Annotated in this window: 22 protein-coding genes; 11 read left to right on the top strand and 11 right to left on the bottom strand. The window is 40.6% G+C overall.

Annotation, left to right across the window (positions count from 1 at the left end; all coding sequences use genetic code 11):
* Window position 1: 1 nt before the first annotated feature.
* From QE382_RS18815 to QE382_RS18805, 3 genes are all read left to right on the top strand, one after another.
* Window positions 2-328: a hypothetical protein gene (locus QE382_RS18815; protein ID WP_307187277.1), complete on the top strand. Its 327-nt coding sequence runs from the start codon at window positions 2-4 to the stop codon at window positions 326-328.
* A complete protein-coding gene (locus QE382_RS18810; protein WP_307187276.1) occupies window positions 297-1943 on the top strand; it encodes a type I restriction-modification system subunit M in 1647 nt (548 codons plus the stop codon). Before QE382_RS18815 ends, QE382_RS18810 begins: the two co-directional genes overlap by 32 nt.
* 75 nt (window positions 1944-2018) lie before the next feature.
* Window positions 2019-2885, top strand: a complete 867-nt coding sequence (locus QE382_RS18805; protein ID WP_307187275.1) for a hypothetical protein — start codon at window positions 2019-2021, stop codon at window positions 2883-2885.
* Window positions 2886-3289: 404 nt separating this feature from the next.
* On the opposite strand, the gene istB is transcribed toward QE382_RS18805, so the two are convergent.
* The 8 genes from istB to QE382_RS18765 form a co-directional block, all read right to left on the bottom strand.
* A complete protein-coding gene (gene istB / locus QE382_RS18800; RefSeq protein ID WP_307187274.1) occupies window positions 3290-4006 on the bottom strand; it encodes an IS21-like element helper ATPase IstB in 717 nt (238 codons plus the stop codon).
* Window positions 4007-4274: 268 nt separating this feature from the next.
* Window positions 4275-5558: an IS21 family transposase gene (istA, locus tag QE382_RS18795; protein ID WP_307187273.1), complete on the bottom strand. Its 1284-nt coding sequence runs from the start codon at window positions 5556-5558 to the stop codon at window positions 4275-4277.
* A gap of 352 nt (window positions 5559-5910) precedes the next feature.
* Entirely contained in the window at window positions 5911-6099 is a 189-nt protein-coding gene (locus QE382_RS18790) for a hypothetical protein (RefSeq protein WP_307187272.1), read from the bottom strand.
* A 170-nt stretch (window positions 6100-6269) separates the two neighbouring features.
* Complete coding sequence (locus QE382_RS18785) at window positions 6270-7031, bottom strand: hypothetical protein (protein WP_307187271.1); 762 nt, start codon at window positions 7029-7031, stop codon at window positions 6270-6272.
* A 74-nt stretch (window positions 7032-7105) separates the two neighbouring features.
* Window positions 7106-7642, bottom strand: a complete 537-nt coding sequence (locus tag QE382_RS18780; protein ID WP_307187270.1) for a hypothetical protein — start codon at window positions 7640-7642, stop codon at window positions 7106-7108.
* A 71-nt stretch (window positions 7643-7713) separates the two neighbouring features.
* Window positions 7714-8220 (bottom strand): YfbM family protein, encoded by a 507-nt coding sequence (locus tag QE382_RS18775; protein WP_307187269.1) that lies wholly within the window; start codon window positions 8218-8220, stop codon window positions 7714-7716.
* A gap of 606 nt (window positions 8221-8826) precedes the next feature.
* Complete coding sequence (locus tag QE382_RS18770) at window positions 8827-9522, bottom strand: hypothetical protein (RefSeq protein ID WP_209576260.1); 696 nt, start codon at window positions 9520-9522, stop codon at window positions 8827-8829.
* Between the two features lie 16 nt (window positions 9523-9538).
* Complete coding sequence (locus QE382_RS18765) at window positions 9539-9994, bottom strand: helix-turn-helix domain-containing protein (RefSeq protein ID WP_209576258.1); 456 nt, start codon at window positions 9992-9994, stop codon at window positions 9539-9541.
* Between the two features lie 889 nt (window positions 9995-10883).
* Here QE382_RS18765 and QE382_RS18760 point away from each other — a divergent pair.
* From QE382_RS18760 to QE382_RS18745, 4 genes are read left to right on the top strand one after another with little or no spacing between them, the layout of a single operon-like run.
* Window positions 10884-11267, top strand: coding sequence for a hypothetical protein (locus tag QE382_RS18760; protein WP_307187268.1), 384 nt, complete (start codon window positions 10884-10886; stop codon window positions 11265-11267).
* 11 nt (window positions 11268-11278) lie between these two features.
* Window positions 11279-13498 carry a TlpA family protein disulfide reductase gene (locus QE382_RS18755; protein ID WP_307187267.1) on the top strand — a complete coding sequence of 740 codons (2220 nt, stop codon included), beginning with the start codon at window positions 11279-11281 and terminating at the stop codon, window positions 13496-13498.
* Window positions 13499-13507: 9 nt separating this feature from the next.
* The gene (locus tag QE382_RS18750; protein WP_307187266.1) at window positions 13508-16678 is read left to right on the top strand and encodes a SusC/RagA family TonB-linked outer membrane protein; all 3171 of its coding nucleotides are present in this window, start codon (window positions 13508-13510) and stop codon (window positions 16676-16678) included.
* 4 nt (window positions 16679-16682) lie between these two features.
* Window positions 16683-18047, top strand: coding sequence for a RagB/SusD family nutrient uptake outer membrane protein (locus QE382_RS18745; RefSeq protein ID WP_307187265.1), 1365 nt, complete (start codon window positions 16683-16685; stop codon window positions 18045-18047).
* Between the two features lie 46 nt (window positions 18048-18093).
* Here the strand turns inward: QE382_RS18745 and QE382_RS18740 are convergent, their stop codons facing one another.
* The 3 genes from QE382_RS18740 to QE382_RS18730 form a co-directional block, all read right to left on the bottom strand.
* A complete protein-coding gene (locus QE382_RS18740; RefSeq protein ID WP_307187264.1) occupies window positions 18094-18429 on the bottom strand; it encodes a hypothetical protein in 336 nt (111 codons plus the stop codon).
* A gap of 180 nt (window positions 18430-18609) precedes the next feature.
* Complete coding sequence (locus tag QE382_RS18735) at window positions 18610-19152, bottom strand: MauE/DoxX family redox-associated membrane protein (protein ID WP_307187263.1); 543 nt, start codon at window positions 19150-19152, stop codon at window positions 18610-18612.
* Window positions 19153-19429: 277 nt separating this feature from the next.
* On the bottom strand, window positions 19430-20584 hold the full coding sequence (locus tag QE382_RS18730) for a hypothetical protein (protein ID WP_307187262.1): 1155 nt from the start codon (window positions 20582-20584) through the stop codon (window positions 19430-19432).
* A 366-nt stretch (window positions 20585-20950) separates the two neighbouring features.
* Between QE382_RS18730 and QE382_RS18725 the strand changes: the two genes are divergently transcribed.
* The 4 genes from QE382_RS18725 to QE382_RS18710 all read left to right on the top strand — a co-directional run bounded on the left by QE382_RS18725 (window position 20951) and on the right by QE382_RS18710 (window position 24113).
* Window positions 20951-21910, top strand: coding sequence for a LytTR family transcriptional regulator DNA-binding domain-containing protein (locus QE382_RS18725; RefSeq protein WP_307187261.1), 960 nt, complete (start codon window positions 20951-20953; stop codon window positions 21908-21910).
* A gap of 92 nt (window positions 21911-22002) precedes the next feature.
* The gene (locus QE382_RS18720; protein WP_307187260.1) at window positions 22003-22545 is read left to right on the top strand and encodes a hypothetical protein; all 543 of its coding nucleotides are present in this window, start codon (window positions 22003-22005) and stop codon (window positions 22543-22545) included.
* Window positions 22546-22581: 36 nt separating this feature from the next.
* The gene (locus QE382_RS18715; protein WP_307187259.1) at window positions 22582-23109 is read left to right on the top strand and encodes a hypothetical protein; all 528 of its coding nucleotides are present in this window, start codon (window positions 22582-22584) and stop codon (window positions 23107-23109) included.
* A gap of 140 nt (window positions 23110-23249) precedes the next feature.
* Window positions 23250-24113, top strand: a complete 864-nt coding sequence (locus QE382_RS18710; RefSeq protein ID WP_293955589.1) for an AraC family transcriptional regulator — start codon at window positions 23250-23252, stop codon at window positions 24111-24113.
* Window positions 24114-24215: the final 102 nt, after the last annotated feature.

The raw sequence follows: 24215 nt of genomic DNA, 5'->3' as shown, positions 1-24215 counted from the left end.
AATGGAAAGCGGCAAAGTCAATACCTATCATTTCAATATGCTCCGTGGCATTCTGGAGAAAACAGCGACCTTTTTTGGTCATGATGATTTCTCCAAATGCATACATGGTATCGAGGATGAGGTGCTATATTCACGTGCACTGAATTTGCTTAGCCATGGTAAGTATTCCATATACGAACCACAGGAAATGGGACCCGATACAAAAGAACTTTTTATTAAAATATTACAAGCATTTTTGGATAAATATCAATTTGAATTACCGGAAATGTTGGTTGAAGAAACAGTACAAAGTCAAGATGACACACAAGGAACAACAACAGCTGGGTAAAACCCTTTGGAATATAGCGGATCAATTAAGAGGTTCAATGAACGCGGATGATTTTCGCGATTATATGCTCTCTTTTCTTTTTCTACGCTATCTGTCGGATAATTATGAGACAGCAGTAAGGAAGGAATTAGGAAAGGATTATCCGCAAACAGAAGAGGACGATACCCGACACCCATTATCGATCTGGTACGAACAAAATAGAGTTGATGTGGAGGAATTTGAAAAGCAAATGCGCCGTAAGGTGCATTATGTAATTCAGCCGGATCACCTTTGGGGAAATATCTACGAGTTGGCACGTACACAGGATAATGAATTGCTACAAACACTTGAACAGGGGTTTCGATACATCGAAAATGAATCTTTCGATAGCACGTTTCAGGGGTTGTTTTCTGAAATCAACCTGAATTCGGAGAAGCTTGGTAAAACAGCCGCTGACCGCAATAAACGCCTTTGTACGATTATTACGCGTATAGCAGAAGGTATTGCTGACTTCTCCAGTGATTCTGATACTTTAGGAGATGCATATGAGTATCTAATAGGCGAGTTTGCGGCAGGCTCTGGTAAGAAAGCAGGAGAATTCTATACACCACAGCCGATTTCAACCATCCTCTCTGAAATAGTTGCTTTAGATAGTCAGGACCCTACAAAGGGTAAGAAGAAAAAGCTAGACAACGTATTGGACTTTGCCTGCGGATCTGGTTCATTGTTACTCAATGTGCGTGAGAAGATCAAGGGGCCAAAGAAAGAAGGAAGTATCGGCAAGATATACGGGCAGGAAAAGAATATCACAACTTATAACCTTGCACGAATGAATATGCTTTTGCATGGGGTTAAAGATACAGAGTTTGAAATTTACCATGGCGATACATTGTTGAATGAATGGGATTTATTGAATGAGATGAACCCTGCCAAGAAAATGGAATTTGATGCAATTGTTGCCAATCCACCATTTAGCTTGCGTTGGGAACCGAATGAGGCCCTTGCAGAGGACTTCCGTTTCAAGAGCCATGGTCTAGCACCGAAGTCAGCCGCTGATTTTGCTTTTCTATTACACGGTTTTCACTTCTTGTCGAAAGAGGGGACGATGGCCATTATCCTTCCACATGGTGTTTTGTTCCGAGGAGGAGCGGAGGAACGTATTCGTACCAAGCTATTAAAGGATAATCATATTGATGCGGTGATTGGTTTACCGTCTAACCTGTTTTTCTCTACTGGTATACCTGTGTGCATTCTCGTATTGAAGAAGTGTAAGAAGAACGAGGATGTTCTGTTTATCAATGCTAGCGAACGTTATGCTAAGGACAAGCGCCAAAATCGCTTGCGCGAAGGTGAAAATGGCGAACCTAATGATATACGGACGATAGTGGAAACCTATATCAATCGCCCTGAAAAAGTGGAACGCTATGCTCGTCGTATACCGATGGAAGAGATCGAGAAGAATGGGTATAACCTCAATATTTCCCGGTATGTTAGCACATCTGTGGCAGAAGAGCTGATTGACTTGAAGGAAGTGAATGATAAATTAGGCAAAATAGATCAACGAATAAAAGGGGCTACAGATAAGCATAATGGTTTTTTAAAAGGAGTTGGGCTTGAAGGAGATTTTGTAGTGTAAAATCCTAAATAATATAATTTGAAATTATAAATAATTATATATTACAAGACGAAGTTAATACGAAGTTTATAAATTATGGAATACGAAGATAGAATCGTAGTGTTTATCGATCTTTTAGGATTTAAAGATTTACTCGGAAGTACGGTTAATAAAGACGGAACTGATAATTCTGAGGGCATTAATACAGTAATTGATGCTTACAATGCGATCAGAGATGTTTGGAATCTCGACGCTCCAAATGACAAATATTTAAAAAGTTTACCAGAGGGGTCAAAAAAAATAACTACGTTTTCCGATAGTATTGTTATCTCCTTTTTAGCTAAAGAGAGAAGTGAAATTTTTTATACATTACTAGAAGTGAAATGGATGGTAATGAGATTAATTGATAAAGGTGTTTTATGTAGAGGAGCTATTTCTTATGGAAAATTTATTCATTCGGATAGATATTTGTTTGGGCCTGCTTTGGTAGAAGCGTATCTCCTTGAATCTAAAGCAGCAAACTATCCTAGAATAATTTTGGATAGATCTATAATAGATTTGGCAGGTCAAGCAAAATCCGAGCACCATTCTTCTGACGATGAAATAGAATTCGTAGAATCGTTGTTAGAGAAGGATTTAGATGGTATGTATTTCATTGACTATTTTAGAAAAGCCCAAGCAGAACTTGATGACCCAGATTACGATTTTCCTAAGTACATAGATACATTAGCAAGTAAAATTAGATATGGAATGAATATTTCAAAGACTCCAAGTAGAGCAGACCTTCGTGTAAAATTTTTATGGATGAAAGAAAAGTATAATAGTCTGGTCGATGCTGTAAAAAATAAGGAATTTTTAAAATATATAGAAAGTATAGATAGTAATTTATATGATTTTTATAAAAGTTTAAATAAAATTAATCCTAGTAACGCTGTTGGTGTTTCGAGACGGAAGCTCAAATAGAATAAATATGGGAGATTACAATATCAACAAAATTAAACACAAATTTGACCTAAATGATGTACTTATTAGGATGGATACGTGAATCAATGTTCAATCATACACTTATAAAGTGGGACTGTCCCACTAAGTGTGTAAATAAAAATACGGAGTTCAGTTATGTTCCTTATAACTGGACTCTTTTTTCAAATAAAGTTAAAAACTGACTTAGGATAATACCCCTATTCTGAATAGGCATCGTCCACTTTTTTTAGAGATTTCTCTCAAAGCCAAATATACAGATTTCAGTACGGCATCATCGCTGGGAAATGACAGTTGCATATTCCGGTGATGTTGACCCCTTTCCGGCGATACTGACCCCTCTGATTTTGGTTATCTGGGGGATTTTTACCAATAGCCTGACAATATTACCTTTTTTTTCTTAGACTTTCACCCTTAAGTTCAATTCGGTGTGAAGTATGTACAATCCGGTCCAATACAGAGTCGGCGATTGTATCTTCCCCAATCACATCATACCAGCTTGCTACGGGAAGCTGACTGGCTATAATGGTCGATGATCTGGCATGCCTATCTTCAATAATTTCCATCAGGTCCAGCCTTTGCTGCTGGTCTAGATTTACAAGACCAAAGTCATCCAGGATCAGCAGGTCAGCTTTTGCAATCCTGTCCAGAAGTTTGTGCATTGATCCTTCCAGTCTGGCAATCTTGGTTCGCTGGAGCAGCTTCTGTAGATTGAAGTATAAGACCTTTTTTCCCTGTGAGCATGCTTTTAAACCAAGGGCTGAGGCCAGAAAGCTTTTTCCGCACCCCGTCGCGCCCGATATCAGTAGCGGCTCACCTCTTTCAATGTACCCGCCAGTAATTAGGTCAGCGATCTGGGCTTTGTCCATACCGCGTTTGGGATCCATATTGAGCTCCTCAACCGATGCCTGATAGCGAAAGGCAGCATTCTTTTTTAGTCTGTCAAACCGTTTTTCTTCCCGGCTGTCCAGCTCCGACTGCAAGAGCAGCTGCAACCCATCCTCAAAGTTAAGTTCTGTCATACGACGGGTTTCCACCAGCGCTTTCCAGCTACGCTCCATGCCCAATAGCCGGAGACTTTTCATGTTGTGTTCAATGTTCACTGTAATTGATTTTTATGTTATGAATAATACCCCCGGTTCCTGATATTTTCATGAAGGGGAAGTTTTTTTTCGATCTGTGCGCCCTGGTGCTCCGGAAAGTTTACCATGCCGGTTATTAAAAGGCCTTCAACAAACTTATACCGTAGCTGGCGATGAGTAATAGCCACCTGGCAGGCCTTTATAAACAGGTCGCTGTAGGTCCTTTGAAGCCTGAACAGTCCGTCACATGTCCTGTAAAGCTGTTCAGGATGGCGTTTCTGGTCAAAGATCATCTGTACCAGTTCACTGAATACCGGAGATATGGCATTTGCTCTTGTAAGGTAATGGGCAGGGTTCCTTTTTCTGAACTCACGGTACCTGGCATCCAGATGTTCCTCCAGGGTGGTGTAGGCATTCCGTTTTTTGGGCTCCTCTGATGCAGGGCAACCTGTTTTCCTCCAACAAAGATGTGCACGAGATTCTTGGTGTAGATAACCTGTGCTTTCTTTCCGATATAGCAACTCGGGGCACTATAGAAGTGTCTGTCCCTGCCAAGATAGACGTGCCCGTTTTCACCGATCTTAAGCTCCGCATAATATTTTAGTGCAAAGCGATGCTCGGGTAATGGTAACAGAAGATGTTTTTCACAGCTGAGGAACCGTTCCTGCCGACAATAACTCCTGTTCTGCATACGCGTCTGGTTCAGCTTCAATACACAGTCTTCAGCGGCGCTGTTGAGGGCTGATAATGAGAAAAAGCTCCTGTTTCGAAGTTTGGCAAATACCTGCGTATAAATGATCTTTACATGGTTTTCTACGGCACTCTTGTCCCTGGGCTTTCCAGCGCGTGCAGGAACGATAACAGTACCGTAATGATTGGCCAGATCTTCCATACAGCGGTTGATTTCCGGTTCGTACCTGTCACTTTTTATAACCGCAGACTTAAGATTGTCCGGAACGATACATCTTGGCACCCCGCCAAGAAACTGTATACATTTATCCAGCGCGTCCAAAAAGTCGGGTGTCTTCTGGCTCGGCACAGCTGTGGCATAACAATAATTGGAAAAAGGAAGACAGGCCACAAATATCTCACAATTTATGATCTCACCGGTATTACCATCGATAAAATGAAGCTTCTTGCCGGAAAAGTCGATATAAAGTTTATCTGCTGGCGTATGTTCCATGACCATCGAGCTGCGCTTCTGTACTTTGAGATATTGCCCCAGGTGGAAACAGAACTGTGAAAGTTCATAGCCGTCCGACACGCTCTGCTTATATTCTTCCCAAAGAAGTTTACGGGTAACACCGGGACGGCCGAGTTCTTGCTGAAAATAGGAAAGCCGCTCTTTGAAATCCTCAAACCGGGCATCACGATAGGCTGGATTACCGGCATTCAGAAGCCCGTCGAGAATCGGATCCTCCAGTTCCAGCAGCTCGTTCATGTTGAGCTTTGCCTGACCGATCTTGAAAAGATAGGTCTTTACGGTGTTCTTACTCAGTGATAAACAACGTGCTATCGCTTTTATGGCATAGCCTTGCTGTTTCAATCTTATCAATTGTTTTATCTGACTCATGGGTCTTGATTTACCGGCCATTGGAATAACTCTTAAAAATCTTATCCCAAATAAATCAAAATAACCAAGGGGGTCAAGATGCTCCGGAATTAGACCCCATATTATTTTTGAGGGGTCAGTATGATCCGGAATAAATCCATCTAAATCTTATTAGGGGGGGCAACATCTGCCGGAATGGCATGCGATAACTCAATGGAATTGCGCATATACACCAGTGCAAAGTGCCGGAATCATGAGGTCAATTTACTCCGGAATATGTACTGTGGCTATCTTCAATCTTTTTTGTTAAAAATCGGTCTTCATATAATCTCGATTAGGTGAGCTTGATGACCTCAATAAAAGAAGCGACTGATTAATCATCAAAAGCATGCCACCAATAATCACTTAGTATCTTATTTTCAGTGTCAAAATAAATTTTTAGTTCCTCTGTTGACATTGTAGAGCCTGGTCGTATATAACGTTCTTCCGGGATGTCATCCCAACTAGCTGCCCATCGGGTTGTTTTGGAATAATAAAAAGATCCAACAAAATTGCTCTTCATATATGGAAATGGTTAAACCTAACATCAAGTAGAAAACATTCTCTAACTTCTTTGAAAAAAATCCCTGCGCACTAGAAATGGCTTCTTTAAAAAATATATATCCTAATTTTTCTAAAGATGTCTCGACTTTATTGTTTAGTTTTTTTGTTAGCTTCGTCTATTTAATAGCTTCAGTTCGATATTTCAATAGAACTTTTATAAAATCTTCTACATAAATTTCCAATTGTTGTCAACAATTCATTTGTTACACCTAAACTAGCTTGCCTGGTATGGATCAAGATTTTCTCTTCCCCTAATTTGGTTTTTCCATAATGGAGGTTGTAGTAGTTTCCTTTGGATAATGTTATAGTCTTCTGATCCCATCTTACATTAAATGTATCTTCGATGTCAAAGTCAAAATCCCTAGTAGGATAATGTCCACAAGTCATGACAACAATTGGGAAATTTTGATAGAAATCCTGTTTGAACATTTTCTTACGTTGATCTATACTCTCTCGTCTTGCATTAATTAGCTCATAATTAGTGGTTTGACGGCTGTAGGGGAGGTGTATTTGACTCAGTTCAGTAATATAAGTATGATTTAGAAAATCGTGCTTTTTCTCATTTGATTCAGTACTGATAATTGAATCAACAATTTTCTGATAGCTGATCCAAGTTGAGTTTGGTTTATTTTTAAACCGCTCTGTAATCTCATTTAGATAGCCATTCAAGTACTCTTTTTCAAAACGTTCACGCCAAAATCGTAAATTAGAATCGTTCTCTACATTTGAGTTCTCAACGGAAAGAATTTGTTCTTTTTCATGGGCTCTGCCTATTTCTTTACCTATTATAAGAATTTTTGCATTAGGATTTCCTTCTCCTAAATACAGTTTAGAATTTTCACAATACTTTAAGATGTTTTGAAAAGCAGAATTAAATTGTTTAGATGCCATTATGCTGTTATCTGTAAATTGTTTTGAATTTGTGTCTACTTAAGTAGAAAAGTTTATTTCGTCTTGAGCTCAAGCTACTTTTTCACTGCAGAGGTGTTTTCAGGAACGTCCGAGACGATCACTATCCCCAAAGCCTTATCTGTTTCTCCATATTTCTTCACAAATTCATTCTTACGAATAATTGTTATGGATTTAAAATTTTTGTCATCAATAGCGGATAGCTTACCCTCATAATTTTTACTCAGAACTTCTCCATTAAGAACATACTGAAAGCTGTCATCGCTTTGCTTGGACGCCAATAGATTCTTGAACTCCGATGATTTAGATTTGAAGTAATTAAGGAAGCGTTTTCTGCTGAATTGATTTGTTTCAATATAGATGGCTCCAATCGCATTACTGTCTAGATGTTTAAATTTGGTACTGTCTTTATAGACAGTAACCGTGGCTATATCATCAGATTTGTATTTTTGCAGGTCTGCTTGGCTAATTCGTACACTATCAACAAACATAATGGGTACTCCATTCGATGCTTTTGATTCTTTAACTGTGGTTTGGCCGTAACTTATTGAGTATATTAGTAAGAAAAGTATTGTAAATATTAGATGTTTCATGATCGTTAGTCTAAATTTGAAGGCTCATCTTAAAAAGGATATTTCTTATTTTTTTTTAATCAGCAATGAGTTTATCCCAAAAAGGTAACTACAGCTTCTCCGTTCTCCGCTGCTTTTTTATAGAAGTCTTTGAGGTCGTCAAAATAATCCAGAAGATATTCCAATGCATCTTCATCATCCTGCCAAATATGAGGGTAAACACCTTCTTCTTCCATCCTATTAGGATCATAGTTGGCGGAGAGTTCTTCTTTTGTAAGTTCTATTATCGTGTTATAAATAACTCTAGTTTGTTCTGCGGTTGTATATGTTGCAGGACCATAGCCAATATCTTGATCGGGGTCAATTTCCAAAGGTCCCATAAGTATACCTAGAAGCGGAGCTTCTTCTTCAACAGCCTCTGCCAAACTTTGACCTGTGATTATAAAAAACACACCTTCCCATGCTTTATCCAAGTCAAGGAAGTTTTCATTATTGGTAATGTCATCACTATAAATAATGTCTTCTAGGCGGCTACTGTCTTCAATAAAAGCATTAAGCGTGTCATTATCAACACGTAGATAGCTTTGGATCATCCCCATGGTTATTGTAGTTTAAAAGTTAAATCGTTACTTTTCGATATCAGTTATTTTGATATCTCATTTATATGGCCTTTACTAAATTTCTGTATTTCTATAAAGTTAACAAACTGTGCAATTTAAAACACTATACTAAACTAAATTATTTTCAACTTATATGCTACGTGTGTAAGTATTAGGTCTTTCCACTTCAAAGACCACTTATAAATCTCAAAATTAATCTCATAGAGATACTAGATACCAGTATCTTCGCCTTTGAGCTGATGGAAAGTTGTATTGCCATTGCACTTCTTTAGAGATTCTGCTATTCGTTTTTATGATGTCTCGTAATAGTTAGTAGGTTAAAGTATGGTATATTTGTGTCAAACGGTAAATTTATGTCTCGATCGGTACGAAAAACTAAAATATTCGGGATTACCACTTCAGAGTCTGAAAAGCAAGATAAAAGAAGATGGAATAGGACTTTTAGAAAAGTTTTTCGGAAATTGGTGCTTTCCGAAAAAGTAGCTAATCATAAAATTCATAGTGTTACTGAGGTCAGGAGTGGCCAAAAAGATGGAAAACGGTACAATCATAATGCTACAATAAGGGATATGAGAAAATAGCTGATTATTTTCCTATTCCTATGTTTGAAAGGTTGTCAATTGTACTTTGAATAAAAGCATCAGATGCCAAATTTTTAACCGTATTCTTATTGAGTATACCATTCTGTTTTTTTAAGACATACTCGCTAGTTTTAAACCACCGCATAGGTAATCCGTTTACTTCTTTATCTGGTAAATAAGAGTATGTGGAATTCAGTTTTTCAATGTCGGCGACCAATTTCTTTACTTCATCAGCGTAATTTTTTAATTGAGATACACTGCGGCTATCTTCAATCCTTTTTGTCAACAATCGGTCTTCATACAATCTCGATTCGGTGAGTTTGATGACTTCGATAAAAGAAGCGACCGAGGAATTATCAAAACCATCCCACCAATAATCGCACAATTTTTCATTTTCATTGTCAAAATAAACTTTCCGCTCTTCTGTTGACATCAAGAAGCCTGGGCGTACGTAACTTTCTTCCGGGATATCATCCCAAACCGCTGCCCATCGGGTTGTTTTGGAATAATAAAAAGATCCAGTAAAATTGCTCTCCATATATCTGGAAATGGTTAAACCTAGGGTCAAGTAGAGACCATTATCTAACTTCTTTGAAAAAAATCCCTGCGCACTGGAAATGGGGTCTTTAAAAAATATATATCCTAGTTTTTCTAAAGGAGCCTTGACTTTAGCGATTAATTTTGCTTTTGTTAACTTCATCCATTAAGAATATGTCTTATTTGCCGAAAAACTCTTCAAACAATTCTCCCTGTTTTTTACCTACAGCCTTTTCAATTAATAAAAATTCATAGGCTTCGAGAGCAGCTTTCCGGAAATATAGATCTTTTACTCTATTCTCGTCAATTCCAGTTTTCGTTGCTATTTCCTCTGGAGAATTCTTGACTGTCTCAAATTGACTCATAAATTGCCCAAATTCATTACGTGCTTTCGGTACATATTTATCTAGTTTGAAATTCAAATCAGGGTAAACGACTTTTGTAGCTTTTGCACAGGAATCACCGAAAGCTTTATATATTTTGTAAAATACTTCTGCGGTTAAACGCTCCACGTGACCATTTTTAAGCTTACTAATTTGACCTTTAGACAGGCCTGTTTTTTCGACCAGATTTTTATCCTCCCAGCCTAATTTTTGTAGTTTATCTTTTATATAATTATCAATGTTATGATTCATTATTTTTAGTTTCTTTGATTTAATATTTTGTAATAAAGAAACTATTGAGTATATTTGTATTCAATAGTTGAACAATATTGACGCGATCGATTTCGCGATTAATTATATTACGAGACTCGAAGCTTGACTAACGACCACCTTCGGGACGGTAAGAACTGCCCTTTCAAAGGAAAATGCTATATTTGTATTCTTCCTTTAGGGAGGGGCATGCCTTACTGGAAAACTTTTAGTGGTGGTCGTTTATCAAGCACTAGGAGTGAGTACAGTAAGGCTTTGCCTTTTAATACCTCCTAGTGTTGATGTCTCATCGATAAAAAACTATATTATGAGAACGACACCAGTTAAAATTCTAACTCACCAGTATCAGATCAAGGATCGAAATACTCGGTATTCCGCCAAGCAACATTTCAAAAATTTAATCCGAGCGCCGGATTAAAGGTTGTGTTAAGATATTCAGCACGTAAAAGGAGAGGAGCAACAAAATGACTGGGCATCTCTGTTCAACAGAATTGCCATACTTCCCTTAAACGTGTCTGCCACCGACCCATTACTTCAATATTTAAATAGAGAATAAAAGGCAAGAAGATGGCTAGTACTAGATAATTGTTTTGCAACATAAATTTAGGAAAACTTTTCTTCGAAGACAAATTTCTATTCAAAATTTTGTCGTAACACAATAAAGGGTCGGTTCTTCCTATCATTGTGGATGTCCGTGACGATCATATTATATAACCAGTAACGAAAAGAGTAAAACGGCATTCTGAGGTTTAGTTAATTAAATTTTTAACAGTGTATCAGCTGTATTGAGACTTTGGGTTCGATAGGGGATCGTTTTATCCTTTTTTTCCGAAGAATATATGCCGATACACGCCCTCAAAAGCCTAAAAAAATGAAAGAGCTTTTTAAAAAACTCGTCGCCTTTGACCTGGCCATGTACGAAATCCATCATCTGGAGTATGATCCAGTAGCATGTATCAAAGATTTTTGGACTAAGTATGATATGGACACTTGTCGCAATCATCTAGTAGAATTGCTGACTGTTTATTTCGATCGAGAAAGGGGAGTTAATCCTACTATCAGTACAACTGATGTACAGAATTTCTCCGTTGCATTGTTTCGCATGGTAATGGCTTATTTTCTGATTCATTACAAAAAGATCAATCTATCGGAGGTAGAAATTTCATTTCTCCGAAGCAACAGATTTATTGCTTGCGAGCTCGAAAGTAGCAAGGAAATCTTCGATTTTTTTTATAAGCTTTCTCAAAACCACTAATAAACTAAATAATGAATATCCTGAAATTCTTAGCCTTTGTAATGGGCTGTATAATCTATATATTTAAAGTACCTGTGAAGCACTGCTCAAGTGCAGCTATAGCGCGATTTACGCAACTGTTGCGTAAGAATGTTAGACTAAAAAAGCGCTATACTAGTGAAATTCAGAATCGAATAAAAACAGCCGTTTCCTCGGGCAGCCTTCGGGTTTTGCTTGAGGATCGTTCGACACTGCTTCGTACCAACGTCGACTCTTCTTCGGGAACGCTTCGACTGTTGTTCGACTGCGCTTCGACTCCTACCCGAAGCGCTGTCGAAGCCCTGCCGAAGCCGAGTCGAAGAGCCCCCGACCATGTCTCGAACATGTCCCAAAGAAATCCCAAAGCTGAGCCGAAGGCCAGCCGACCAGGGGGAGAGGTATCATCTTCTAGGGACTTTTGCCTGACCAACTTCGCCCCAACTCCAGCCTTTCATGCGGTCGGCCTCGGGTTTTGCTTTACCGTTACTCGTATTTTATCCGAAGGAGACCCGAAGCCCACCCGAAGAAAATTCGAGCAATGCTGGGAGAAAGGTGGGAATTGGTTACCTATTGAGCAGGTATTGGTTGAAAAATTAGTAGTAGATACTGTGTCATCCAATACAGTTGAACCTAAACGGTATGTTTTAAGGTCTTTTAAGGCGATGTGTGCCTCCCTTATATTACAACTTGATACTTTGCTTGGATTAATAGGTCCAGTTGCTCAGCGGGCTTTAAAATGCTTTTTATCTGTTGCAGATTATAAGCGTGCCTATCGCATCATTTTGACTTGCTTGTTTTTATGTTTAGTTTCTATGTTTAGTTTATCCGCTCAGACGCCCCGCAAGGACAGCGGGGCCGATGGGCCAATGGTTGTCCCAAATGCCAAATCATTATATATCGGTGATCGTATACCTGATGAATTCTTTGCGTATCAGAACCGCTTTGTCGATTGGGTCAGTCAGAAAACATTTACGCGCAATCTGGAGGCCGATCGGGATAAGCTGATTATTCTTGATTTTTGGGCTAGCTGGTGTAGACCCTGCCTGGGTTCGCTTATGCATCTGCATGAAATCCTGCCCGATCTGGATACAACCAAAATTACTATTGTACCTGTTAATTACGAACCTATAAATAAATTTCAGCATTTGATGGACCGATTTAAATGGAACCACCAGACAATCTATGCGGATACTTTTTTGATGAAGTATTTTCCCAAGCGTTCTATTCCACATATGGTATGGATCAAAGACGGGCGGGTAATTGCGAAGCCTTATGCAAAATACGCCACCGTTGAGAATTTAAAGAATGTGTTGGATGGTGGGATGCCCAAAATGTATAATGCATTGAATGTAAAATTGCCAGATGTAAGTCGATCTCTCTTTGTTCAAGATAATGCTCCCACAGAAGTTGTTTACACTAAAAAATATTTCAAAATCGGAGCGTATGTTGAAGAATACGCGATTGAAATAAGTGGTGTTTCGGAGACTAAAGACAGTCTCGTCTTCTATGGCATAAACTTAACAGTTGATTACTTGCTCTATGATATTTTTAAAAATAGGATCTTCCGATTTTACAATATAGATAATGGCGCGATCAAAAATAATCTTAAAGATAGTGATAGAAAATATTTGGCATTGGATCCCAAAGAATTGAAAGGATTGTCCGCTTATGCTAAAGATTCGCTATACGAGGCTTGGTCTCAAAGAAACTTGTTCAGTTATGAAATGCGTATCCCAAAATCCTTGGGAAAGGAAAAGGGATTCGCTCTGCTGCAGCACTATTGGGCCGAGTATCTGAAAAAGTCGAAAGGCTGGGATGTGCACATCGGACTGACCCCGCCAATAAACTATCCGGTCATCAGCGCGAGCAAATCCATTTCGGAAACCAAGAGGCTGTTTAGCCGTCCGCTCGAGAAACGTGCAGGTGACGAATACCTACAATATGACCCGTCCAAGGAAAAAGATAATGAACATAAGCTCTCGCTTGTCATAGCTGCGTTGCTGAACAAAACAGATGGATATCACATCGATGTGGATAATGCTTTTAACCGCATAGGGCTACCAAAGGATTTTCCGTATGCATATGAATTGCCGCGATGGTATTTTACCAAGTCCAAACTAACGCCCCAAGAATTGAAAGCCTTTTTGGATACCTATGGACTGAAAGTGGAAATAGAGAAAAAGCCCGTGCCTGTTTTAGTTATTAATAATTAGGGAGGTGCCATGCGATATATTTATATTATTTTATTTCTTGTCGTGGCACCACAGGTTGTGCTGGCACAGACATATTTTGGTCGTCTGATAGGTCGTCATGGTGCAAGTCTACCGGGAGCGACCATCGCAACTTTTCCTGATCAAAGACAGTTCAAAACAGATTCGTCCGGTTATTTCTCTTTCGACAAAAAGAAAAGTGAACAGATCAGGATTACGATGGTGGGCTACGCTCCAATGTCGATAGCGCTAGGAAAGACGCGGGATCTAGGAACGATACAGTTGCGATACGCCGAAAATCAATTGGACGAGGTTATTGTCAATACAGGTTACTATACGCTGAATAAGAATATGCTGACGGGATCTTTTGCGACCGTAGATCGGAAAACGCTCACGCGTAATCCTGCCGGCAATATCCTGGACCGCTTGGAAGGCGTCACCAGTGGTCTGCAGTTTGACCGCAGTCTGAGTGTGGGTGAAAATAAATTCCCCAACGCACTTCGCGTGCGGGGAATAAGTTCCATTCAATCTTCGACCGAACCTTTGGTGATATTAGATAATTTTCCCTATGAGGGCGATATCAATGCAATCAATCCAAATGATATTGAAAGTGTTACTGTATTGAAAGATGCCGCGGCTGCGGCCATATGGGGAGCTAAGGCGGGGAATGGCGTGATCGTCCTGACGAGCAAAAAAGGAAGGCTCGGTGCGCCGCTCAGCTTGTCTTTCCAAAATAATTGGCAGCTGACACAAAAGCCTGACCTTTTCTACAGTAGGCAGTTTCTACCTGCTAAGGATATGATGGAGGTAGAAGAATACCTGTATGGCAAGGGAAACTATTACAACATGGAATCTCTTTATATCCCCGATTATGTCGGACTGTTATTTAAACGCGATGCTAATGACATTGCAATAGCAGATTTTGAAACGATCAAAGCGCATATGCAGCAGCAGGACATACGCCAGGAAGCCAAAAAATTATTGTACCGAAATGCGCTAAGCCAGCGCTATGCGATACAGGCTAGGGGAGGCGCCCAACAGAGCAGCTACTTTATTTCAGGCAGCTACGACCGTAATCCACAATCGATCATTGGCAATAGCGACCAGAGACTGACCTTCAACATCGATCACGATTTAAAAATTGGTAATCGATTGACAGTTAATACGTACTTGCGTTACGCAGCAGATAAGGAACAGCAGAATGGTTATAGACTACAGCAGCTCACAGCTTCGGGCTCAGGGTTGTCTCCTTATGTTTTTTTACAAAATACAGACGGCACGCCCGCAAGCCTAAATTATCAGTTTAACCACGCCTATCGCGACGGCGCCGAAAGTAATGGACTACTGGATTGGACATTTAACCCACTTGTAGACCGCAATAGGCGCGATATTAGTTCCTTTTCAAAACAGCTTACCCTCGGTACAGGTTTGAATTATAGAATGGGAAGTGGCTTTTCTGTTAATTTAAAGTACCGTTACCAGCATCAGGCCGTAAAGCAGCAGAATCTTTATGATGCTGATAGTTATTTTGTTCGCAATCTGATCAACCAGTTTACACAGGCAGATGGCACACGAGTGGTCCCGCTCGGTGGAATCAAGGATGGGCAAAACAGCGAGATTATTGGGCATAATGGAAGGATTCAGTTAGACTATACGCGGCAATGGAGTATGGATCATCAATTGGTCGCGCTAGCTGGCGCAGAGATCAGCCAAAATACACTAAGCCGGGATATCGGGTACCGTCTATACGGCTATCATGCCGATAATGGAACATACCTGACAAACATCGATTACAGCAAACAGTATGCAATGCGGCCTAATGGGGCAAGCTTGATCCCGGCAACCCCGTTTGAAGAACGTTTTACCGTGGATCGCTTTATCTCTTATTTTGCCAATGCGACCTATCTGCTCAACAGCACGCATGGTATTAGCGGAAGTATCCGCTGGGATGCCTCGAACCTTTTTGGCGTGAAGACTAACCAGCGGGGTGTACCGCTGTGGTCACTTGGCCTGTCCGAACAGTTGTTGCCCCTATTGAAAGATCATGCGATCTGGTTGGATAAACTTACCCTACGTACCACCTATGGTTATAGTGGAAATGTGAATAATACGATCAGTGCATATCCCTCCATGCGGATCAGTAGTGCCAACCTGACGACAGGTTTACCATATGCAAAGCTGACAAGTGCCGGAAACCCTAATCTGAGGTGGGAGAAACTGACTACCTTGAATGTTGGTCTCGATTTTTCTGTGCTCCAGCAACGGGTGTCAGGGTCGGTAGAATACTACGTTAAGTCGGGCAAAGACCTGATCGGGCCGAATTATCTCGATCCCAGTACGGGTATATCACCCGAAGGAACGAGTTACTATATTGATAATAGGATCAATTATGCTAACCTCCGTACAAATGGCGTTGACCTCACCTTCGCTGTAAAAGCGTTGCAGGGTGTAGTCAGGTGGGATATCAATCTTCTCTGGAGCATGACGAAAAACAAAGTGACCAAGTATATGGCGAATGATGCTATAACGATGGCACAAATGGTAAGCAATGCACAACCCCGTGTTGGCTATAGCCGCGATGCGCTGTATGCTTGGAAGTTTAACGGTATCAGTGCTGAAAATGGCCAGCTTATAACCCCTGATGGTGATCAGAATTATATGAAGTATGCAACAAATGCGACTTTGGATGATATTATATTTATAGGTCCAAATTTCCCGCCTTATCAGGGATCTATGCGCCATCAGGTCGCGTACAAAAATTTCGAACTAAGCGCCAATCTGGAGTGGAAAAATGGCTTTTATTTTCGTCGTAACACAATCGACTATTTTAAACTTTTTTACAGTGGAATCGGACATCAGGACTACTTGAACCGATGGCAAACACCGGGTGACGAACTGATTACCACTGTTCCGGCAATACCTGCTGCCGTAGATCTGTATCGAGATGCGTTATATGCAAATTCGGAATTGATGATTGAAAAAGGTGATTTTATTCGTCTGTCGGATGTGCGGTTATCTTATCAACTGCCAATGGCCAAAAAGGCGAGATTAAATATTTTCGGCTATGTACGTAATGTTGGCATCCTCTATAGGGCCAATAAGGTCGGAGTGGATCCAGATGCGGCAGCAGCAGCATATCCAGCACCCCGAACGTATACAGTAGGTTTTCAATTAGAATGGTAAAAAAATGAAAAAAATAATTATACTAGGATTGCTCGTTGCCTTGAATAGTGCTTGCAATCCCGATTTTCTGGATATAAAAAGAGACCGCAAGCAGGTAATCCCCAAATCTTTGAATGATTTCAACTTACTCTTAGGTGATGAAACTCTTTTTAGTGGTAATAGTAGCGCTGCTATGCGTACAGCGGCGGGAGAAGAATTTACCTTAAGTGAAAGTGCTTGGGATCTGCTCACGACTTTTGGTGAAAAAAATGCTTATCGCTGGGAAGATGATAGATTTATCGGGACGGAATGTCCGGATTGGAACTATGGATACAAGCGCATTCTATCAGCTAATATTATCTTGGAAGGGCTTGCTAAAATTGAGCGTACTGCCGCTAATGCAAACGTGTACGATCAGGTTAAAGGAAAGGCTTTGTTCCATCGGGCTAATGCCAACTTCCAGCTGGCTAGCGAGTTCGCAGCTCCCATAGGGGATGAGGAACATAAGGCTTATGGTTTGCCCTTACGCAAGTCTGCCGACCCACAGGAAGTATCAATACGTAGTTCTGTGGCTGAAACTTACGCCAGTATCCTTGACGATCTGCTGGCTGCACAACAATTGTTGAGTACTGAATTTACTGATTTTTATCAACCATCAAAACGTACAGCTAATGCATTGTTGGCTCGTATTTATCTTTCCATGGGTGAGTATAATCAAGCGTTGGCAGTAGTGAAAGATGTTTTTGGAGGTAAGGAGAAATTATTAAGGTATGAGGATTTTTCAACCTCCAAGCGTTATACTTTTCCTAGTGATGGAATTGGAAATACAGAGATTATTTTTAATGACCAGGGCTATTCAACCGAATCTATAGTGCCTGCCAAAGGTAGAATAAATATGGAGCTGATGACATTATATGCAGAGAACGATCTGCGAAGAAGTTTGTTTTTTAAATTGGAGCAGGATGGAATGTATTCTTTTAAAGGTTCATATTTGGGATTCGGAGGGGTGTTTACGGGCTTGGCGCTCGACGAAATGTATTTGATTTATGCGGAATGCTTGATCAGAGTAGGGCAGGTACAGTTGGGTTTGGATAAGTTAAATGAGTTGTTGGAAACACGTTTTGCGCCAGGTACCTATGAAAGATACAGCGATTTGGGCCAAAGCGCGGCGTTGGATTTGGTATTGCTGGAACGGCGTAAACAGCTACTGATAAGAGGGCTCCGATGGATCGATCTAAGGCGCTTTAATTTTATAGAGAACCGAAATATTGAACTTCAACGTACCTTAGCAGGTAAAGGGTATACCTTAAAAGCAAAGGACTTGAAATATACATTTTTGGTACCCAATAACGTTATTATTAATTCAAGAGTTACTCAATTTCCACGCTAAAAAAATAGCCCCATATCGTTAGATATGGGGCTGTTTTTTTTAAAAATTATGGTTTGTAGTTTGTGCGATCTAATTCGGATACACCGGGAAGGGCTTTAGCAGCTGAAACCTGCACTCCGTCTAGATTAAAGTTATTGTTATTTTGCAACTGGATGGCACAACGCTCGGGGTGTGTCTTTTTTTCACAGTCCCCGCCTTGGCTTGGATCCATCGTTACAGCACCAATGGTGTCGTCATCGGGATTTGGTCCTTGATTCTGAATTAAATACCAATTGGTCGCAAACATCGATTTTGCATAACTAAAACCTCCATAACCTAATAAAAGTGTCATGGCAAATACGGCCAAACCGTGTTTTTTAATAAAATTAACTGATTTTCTCATGTCTTTAATTTTTGAGTTTTTTTACTTTAATTTTTTAAACTTCTTTTTTGTCCCTTCGCTGCGTCGGTTTTCTGTACGTAGCCATCGACAGTAGCGCTGGAACACCATAAGTGTCTTTTGGCAGACGCGCCCTTCACCTGGATTAGCCTCGAATCCAAGTTCCGCTGTTAATCGGGTACACTATTCTTTTTTTAACCTAGCACTGGTTTTCAATTTCACGATATGTTGAGCTTCTGAATTTATCGCTATAGGTATGGGATGATGACCTCCACTATGGCTATTATTGCTATTTTTTGAACCGTAATTTCTAAACGCGGATAACTCCAGGTGCAAGCCGATTAGGCTGATCAGTAAAAATCCGATATTAAGCCACAGATGCGCCATCCAGCCCACGTGATGGAATACAAGGCCGCATCCGCAGGGGATTTTGCCCCATACGTTTAAGACCGCTAGGCTTACATAGCCAACAAAAACCACCATCAGCAATGCGGAGAGTCCAAATGCCCATACTCTCATCTTGGGTACGATAAACAGTAGGCCCACCGTAAGCTCAATCGTAGGTAAGGTATTGGCAAGTAAAATTCCCAGACGGTCGCTAAACGGCTGTTGTATCATCGCAGACTTGAACAGTTCATAGTCGATAAACTTGTCCAGACTGATCGGGATCCAAAGTGCCATCAGTGTAATGACGATGATCTGATAGGTAATCTTTTTCGCTTTCATGGTGTATACTGTGTAAGTCTGAAAGCAAAGAAACGACAACAAAGAGCAATCTTATATAGAAGGATTTCGCCAAGCAAACTGCTTTTAAAGCAGCTAGAGCAATGGTTAATGATATAATTGGGGATATGGCGGTGTTACTGCTAGTATAACCGAGAGCAGCGGGAGAAGCGTATGCAAAGGATGCAGCGTGCTGTTTTTGGGGGCAATAGGCTGTGCAGGAGCTGCCGCCACTGGAGGGGGATAAAGTGGAATCCCCCAAGTTTTTTTGAAAAGGCCATTATTTTCTTCGCTCCACTTCTTCAATGTCGTTTTTTATACAATGCAGCATTTCTTTAAGCTTATCTTCGATCATATAGAGACTGAGTATATGCTCAAATTTGTTGAATTTGGCCAGCTGATTGGCCGTGATGCGGTTGCCGCGATCGGTAACGGTATGCTGCGCTACGCCAATGGCTGCATCACTTTTATGCTTATTTTTAAACAGGCCCACTTTACTGCAATAGTGGAATAGGCAGGTAAGACCCTCGCCCGTCAGCGTCGTATGGATCCCATTGGAAGATGCGGGAATCTCAGGGCGTGAATCATTGTTTACCGATGCCAGTTTCGACATTTTTTCAAGATAATCCAGTTCGGCCCAAATGTATTCATTCATCATTGTTTTGAGATGGGGTTGCTCAATGTCGTAATAAAGCATCGGCAGGGGATGATAATGGGTAATTTCTTTTTCCATAAGCAGCAGTATAGACAGCTTTTCCGAACGGGGGAGCGTATCGATCTGCGCTTCGAGCTGTTCATGCCACCGGTTGCATAAGCCGAGATAGTTAAAGTTGTAGCGGATCAGTAACTCAATAAAACGTTTGGCGTAATGCTTGACACGTTTATCATGGGCAAGGCTTTCTAGTGCCGAAAGGAAAGTTGCCAACCATTCGACATGGTAGTACAGGAGCTTGGGCGGCTTATGCTCGTCAAACAGGCTATTTAGACCATATTGGATTTCTAAAAGGTATTTTTCGTCGAGCTGCTTGGCCTGTAAGTGCGCCGATAATTGAGCAAGTTTTGTGAGGCTGTTCGATTTGAGCAGCTGTTGGTCGTATATGGGCAGTTCTTCCGAAGGATTCATATGCTCTTTAAAGCGCTCAATGCTCTGGCTAATACTCTCGTGCAGTTTTTTAATGGTATCATCCGGCTGCTGGGCCTTGTACAGGTAAAGCTTGTCAAATAACAGCCTGAATTTGGTGTAATAGCGGCGAAAAGATTCTTTGGCCATGCGCGATTTCGCGTGACTGATATAGAGCTGTTCCGAATCGCGTATCAGCGCATCGCAGGCGATGACGATCGCTTCGTCACTTGGTATATAATTCCCATTTGGGCTATCCTGCAGTATGCCATAAGCAAGAATGGCATCTTCCAGTTGGTTCAACGATCGGATCATAACTTATTTTTTTAAGGTACATCGTCATTCGGTCTGCACCAAATGGCATTGCTGTAATTGTTCATCCAATAATGAATTATGCTATTATAAAATTAACAAGGTCTTTCCTCGAAGTCAAGGTAAAATGTTGGCATCGGAATGAATGGTATAGAACAAATGTCTAAATCTTGCTTTAGAACTGTCTACAGAGGGTTTTCTAGGATGTTATAAAAATGAAATTATAGGATGAACGGTAGTTCGCACTGCGCTCTTACAGTGAAATAAGGCAGTATTTCTTCAGTTGTGACGAAATACTGTAAGGCTGTTTTGTTTTTTTATTTGATAAATTAGTTATTTTAGGTTGCCTTAATCAATTCCACAATTTTTATGCAGACTAAAAAGCTTATCGAAACCTTTCATTCCGAGATCCATGTCAACTACTTACCGATTAGACTCCAGCTACTTTTGGCGATTCTATTGGGTAATTTTTTCTGTTCGCCGGGCGCGTTTCTTGTTTTCGATGCGCGGTATTCTGCACCGAAATTTTATCTGTACTGGCTTCTTTCCGCATCGATCGCGATGGCGGTGCTTAGCGGTATGCATATGTTCAATAAGTACATGGATAGGAAACTTTCTTGGCTGACGGATTTTAAGCCCAGGCTGATCAGGCAGGTTCTCTACGGGTGGGTATTGCCTTCGTTGCTCACGGTAACTTTCGCCATACTGCTGTTTTTACCATTAAACGAAAAAGGTTGGCGGGTCGCTATGCGCTACATGTCCAACCAGTTTGGTTTTCTGTTTTTGTTTATGTTCATCTTGAATCTGCTCTTTATGGTGATATATGTGATGCGGTTTGCCCGATTTGTAAAAGATCAATACTTAGAAGCGCAAATGGAAAAAACAGTCCTTCGGGAAATCATTGTTACCTACGAAGAGCAGCAGCTGAAAGCGGAGGCAGAACGGGTAGACGATATTTCGGATGCGGTTAGTCTTGATTCCTGTCTCAAAGTAAAGTATGGTTACGAAGATAATTACGTGCCGCTGCATGGGATTGCGCTTATCAAAAGTTCGGCAGATGACAAAAGGCTGCTTACTTTAAACGGAAGCCGCGAGTATACCCACAACTATAGTCTCGACAACCTGATGAAAGTACTTGATCACGATCAATACTATCTGATGTACCGGCGTTATATCGTCAATCGAACTATTATAAAAGGATACAAGCCTTTAGCCAATGGGGTGCTGACGATCGACTTAAAAGATAATTATGCCCAGCAAGAGGATGTAATGGTTAGCCGGTATGATGCTGCTGATTTTAAGCGTTGGTTTGAGATGTCGGCCGAATGAAGAAGGTTTATACTGAACGTATCTATTGTTGAAGAAATGTCTATTTAATCATCAGTTGGGCAAATACTGCCCAAAATTTAATATTTTAGCGTATGAAGTATTTAATAATTGTATTGTTATCCTGTTTCAGTGGCTATTCGCTGCACGCACAAAGTCAAACGCAGGGGAATAGCGCCGGTAAAGATGCAAAGACGTACGTCATGGTCGCCAATAAGCTCAATACCGATTTTAATTACAAATTACTGGACAATTTTGAGCAGTCTTTTTCGGATCTGGTTGCGGAAAATAATAGTCGGGAATTAATATTTAATCCGGTCAATGGGAAGTACCACTATTATAAGTTTATCGCCACCTATAAAGCTCGGGGTATATCACCGAATAGTGATCCTGCCAAACCGGAGCAAACTTTTCATAATATCTTAATCCTCAAAACCGACGATCAGCAGAAGATTGTAGATGGCTACCATTATGTGTTGGAATGGGCTGAAAAGCCACTATCTTATCCCTTATTTAAGGTAAACACTACGGGTATACCCCTGCAGGAAGGCTTGTCTATAAAGCAGCTCAATCTTAAAAGGGTAGTGGATAGCGCGGATTTTGGCGATGATGGAAAGATAAAACTCGCTGGGCGGTAGGGTTTAAAAAAGTTAACAATGTCGTAGAATGATTGTATGGAATTGGATAGCCTTTACGTGAGCATTCACATTGAAAAATCCAAATTGAATGCATTTTTTGCTTCAAAACCGATTTCTCCAAAAAAAGATGATAATTGGTCGCAATGGTGGGAGAGCCGGCAGATGTACAGCAAAACTGCTTTGGAAAATATCCCAAGTTATTCACATTCGTGTATTCGTGAAGTCTTCGATGATCTGCTCAAAGACCCATTTTATGGTGCGAAGGAGCATTATGATGAGGAGAGGCAACATTGGACATTTGCCGTGCTGAACTTCAGTGAAAACTATCATGAAATCTTGCCGATGCTAGCTCTCTTAAAACAGCTGGAAGGCCATGTTTTGGATGGTTATGCCCTTATTTTTGACTGGATGTGGGGTGGAGATACGGTGATGGCGTACCTTGACATTAGGGAAGGAACTGCCTTGCTCGAAACGGTTACTGAATCCTATGCGGTTGAACTGAAACGATTTGAAGAAGCTAACCAAAGCTTACAATTGCTGGCCGAAGAGCTCGGGGCTGGGTAGCAAGCCGATAGTGATTTTTATTGTGTGCAGATTGTAACCAATTATCACCGTATTTTAACATCTTTGGTTCAGGTATTGCAACAGTGAAATGGCTTGTTTATATTTAATGTCATATTGACATTTAACTAATCTAACTTGTTATGAAGCCAGTTCAATTTAAAGTTCCTGCCCCTCAGGACAAATCTATCTATATTCAAGAAGATGTGCTGGATAAGTTTTATCCATACATGCATCGTCATGAAGAATACCAATTAATCTGGATAAAGGAAGGTATCGGCCAGCTACTGGTGGACGATAATGTACATGAATTTCAGCCGGGAGACATTTTTCTATTGGGAACAAATCAGGCCCATGTTTTTAAAAGTTTTTTTGCAGGCGACCATGTGCGCTCGATCTCTTTATTCTTTAGCACCAAAGGTGCATTGTCTACCATGGCGACAATGCCCGAACTCCGAAACCTGCTCGATTTTGTGCATAAATGCCAGCGCGGATTTAGGGTTCCACCCAAACTTCATGCAGAGGTATCTCAATACATCGAAGTCCTGCAAAAGTCTGATTTTTTGGATCAGCTCGTCAATTTCTTTTATTTATTAAAAACGCTCAGCAAAGTATTCACCGAACTGGAACCGCTTTCGGGTGTACAATTGCCCAAAAGAGAGATCTCCAAACCGTTCCGCATAGAGAAACTATGTCAATTTTTGGAAGAGCACTTTAAAGAGGATATCAGTTTGGATGAAATCGCCGAAAAAGCAAACCTGACGCCACACGCCTTTTGCCGCTATTTTAAAAATTGCACCGGAAAAACATTCATCGCCTACCTGAATGAACTGCGTATCCGCGAAGCCTGTAAATTGCTGGGGCTGGGTAGGCACGATTCGATCTCGCTGATTGCCTACGATTCGGGCTTCAATAGCATCACCAATTTTAATCGTGTGTTTCGCAGTATATTGGGCATATCGCCGAAGATATATGTGCGCAACTACAGAAATTACTTATACGATTAGCCGACTTTATAGTCGCTTCTGACAATTTGATTCTATCTTTTTCAGCAGCGGCCTTATTGACGAGTCGCTTTGCTAATTGCAACCCTATCCGTCTAGCTAACG

The organism is Sphingobacterium zeae (assembly GCF_030818895.1).
Classification (GTDB): domain Bacteria; phylum Bacteroidota; class Bacteroidia; order Sphingobacteriales; family Sphingobacteriaceae; genus Sphingobacterium; species Sphingobacterium zeae.
This window is presented reverse-complemented; position numbering and strand designations above follow the sequence as displayed.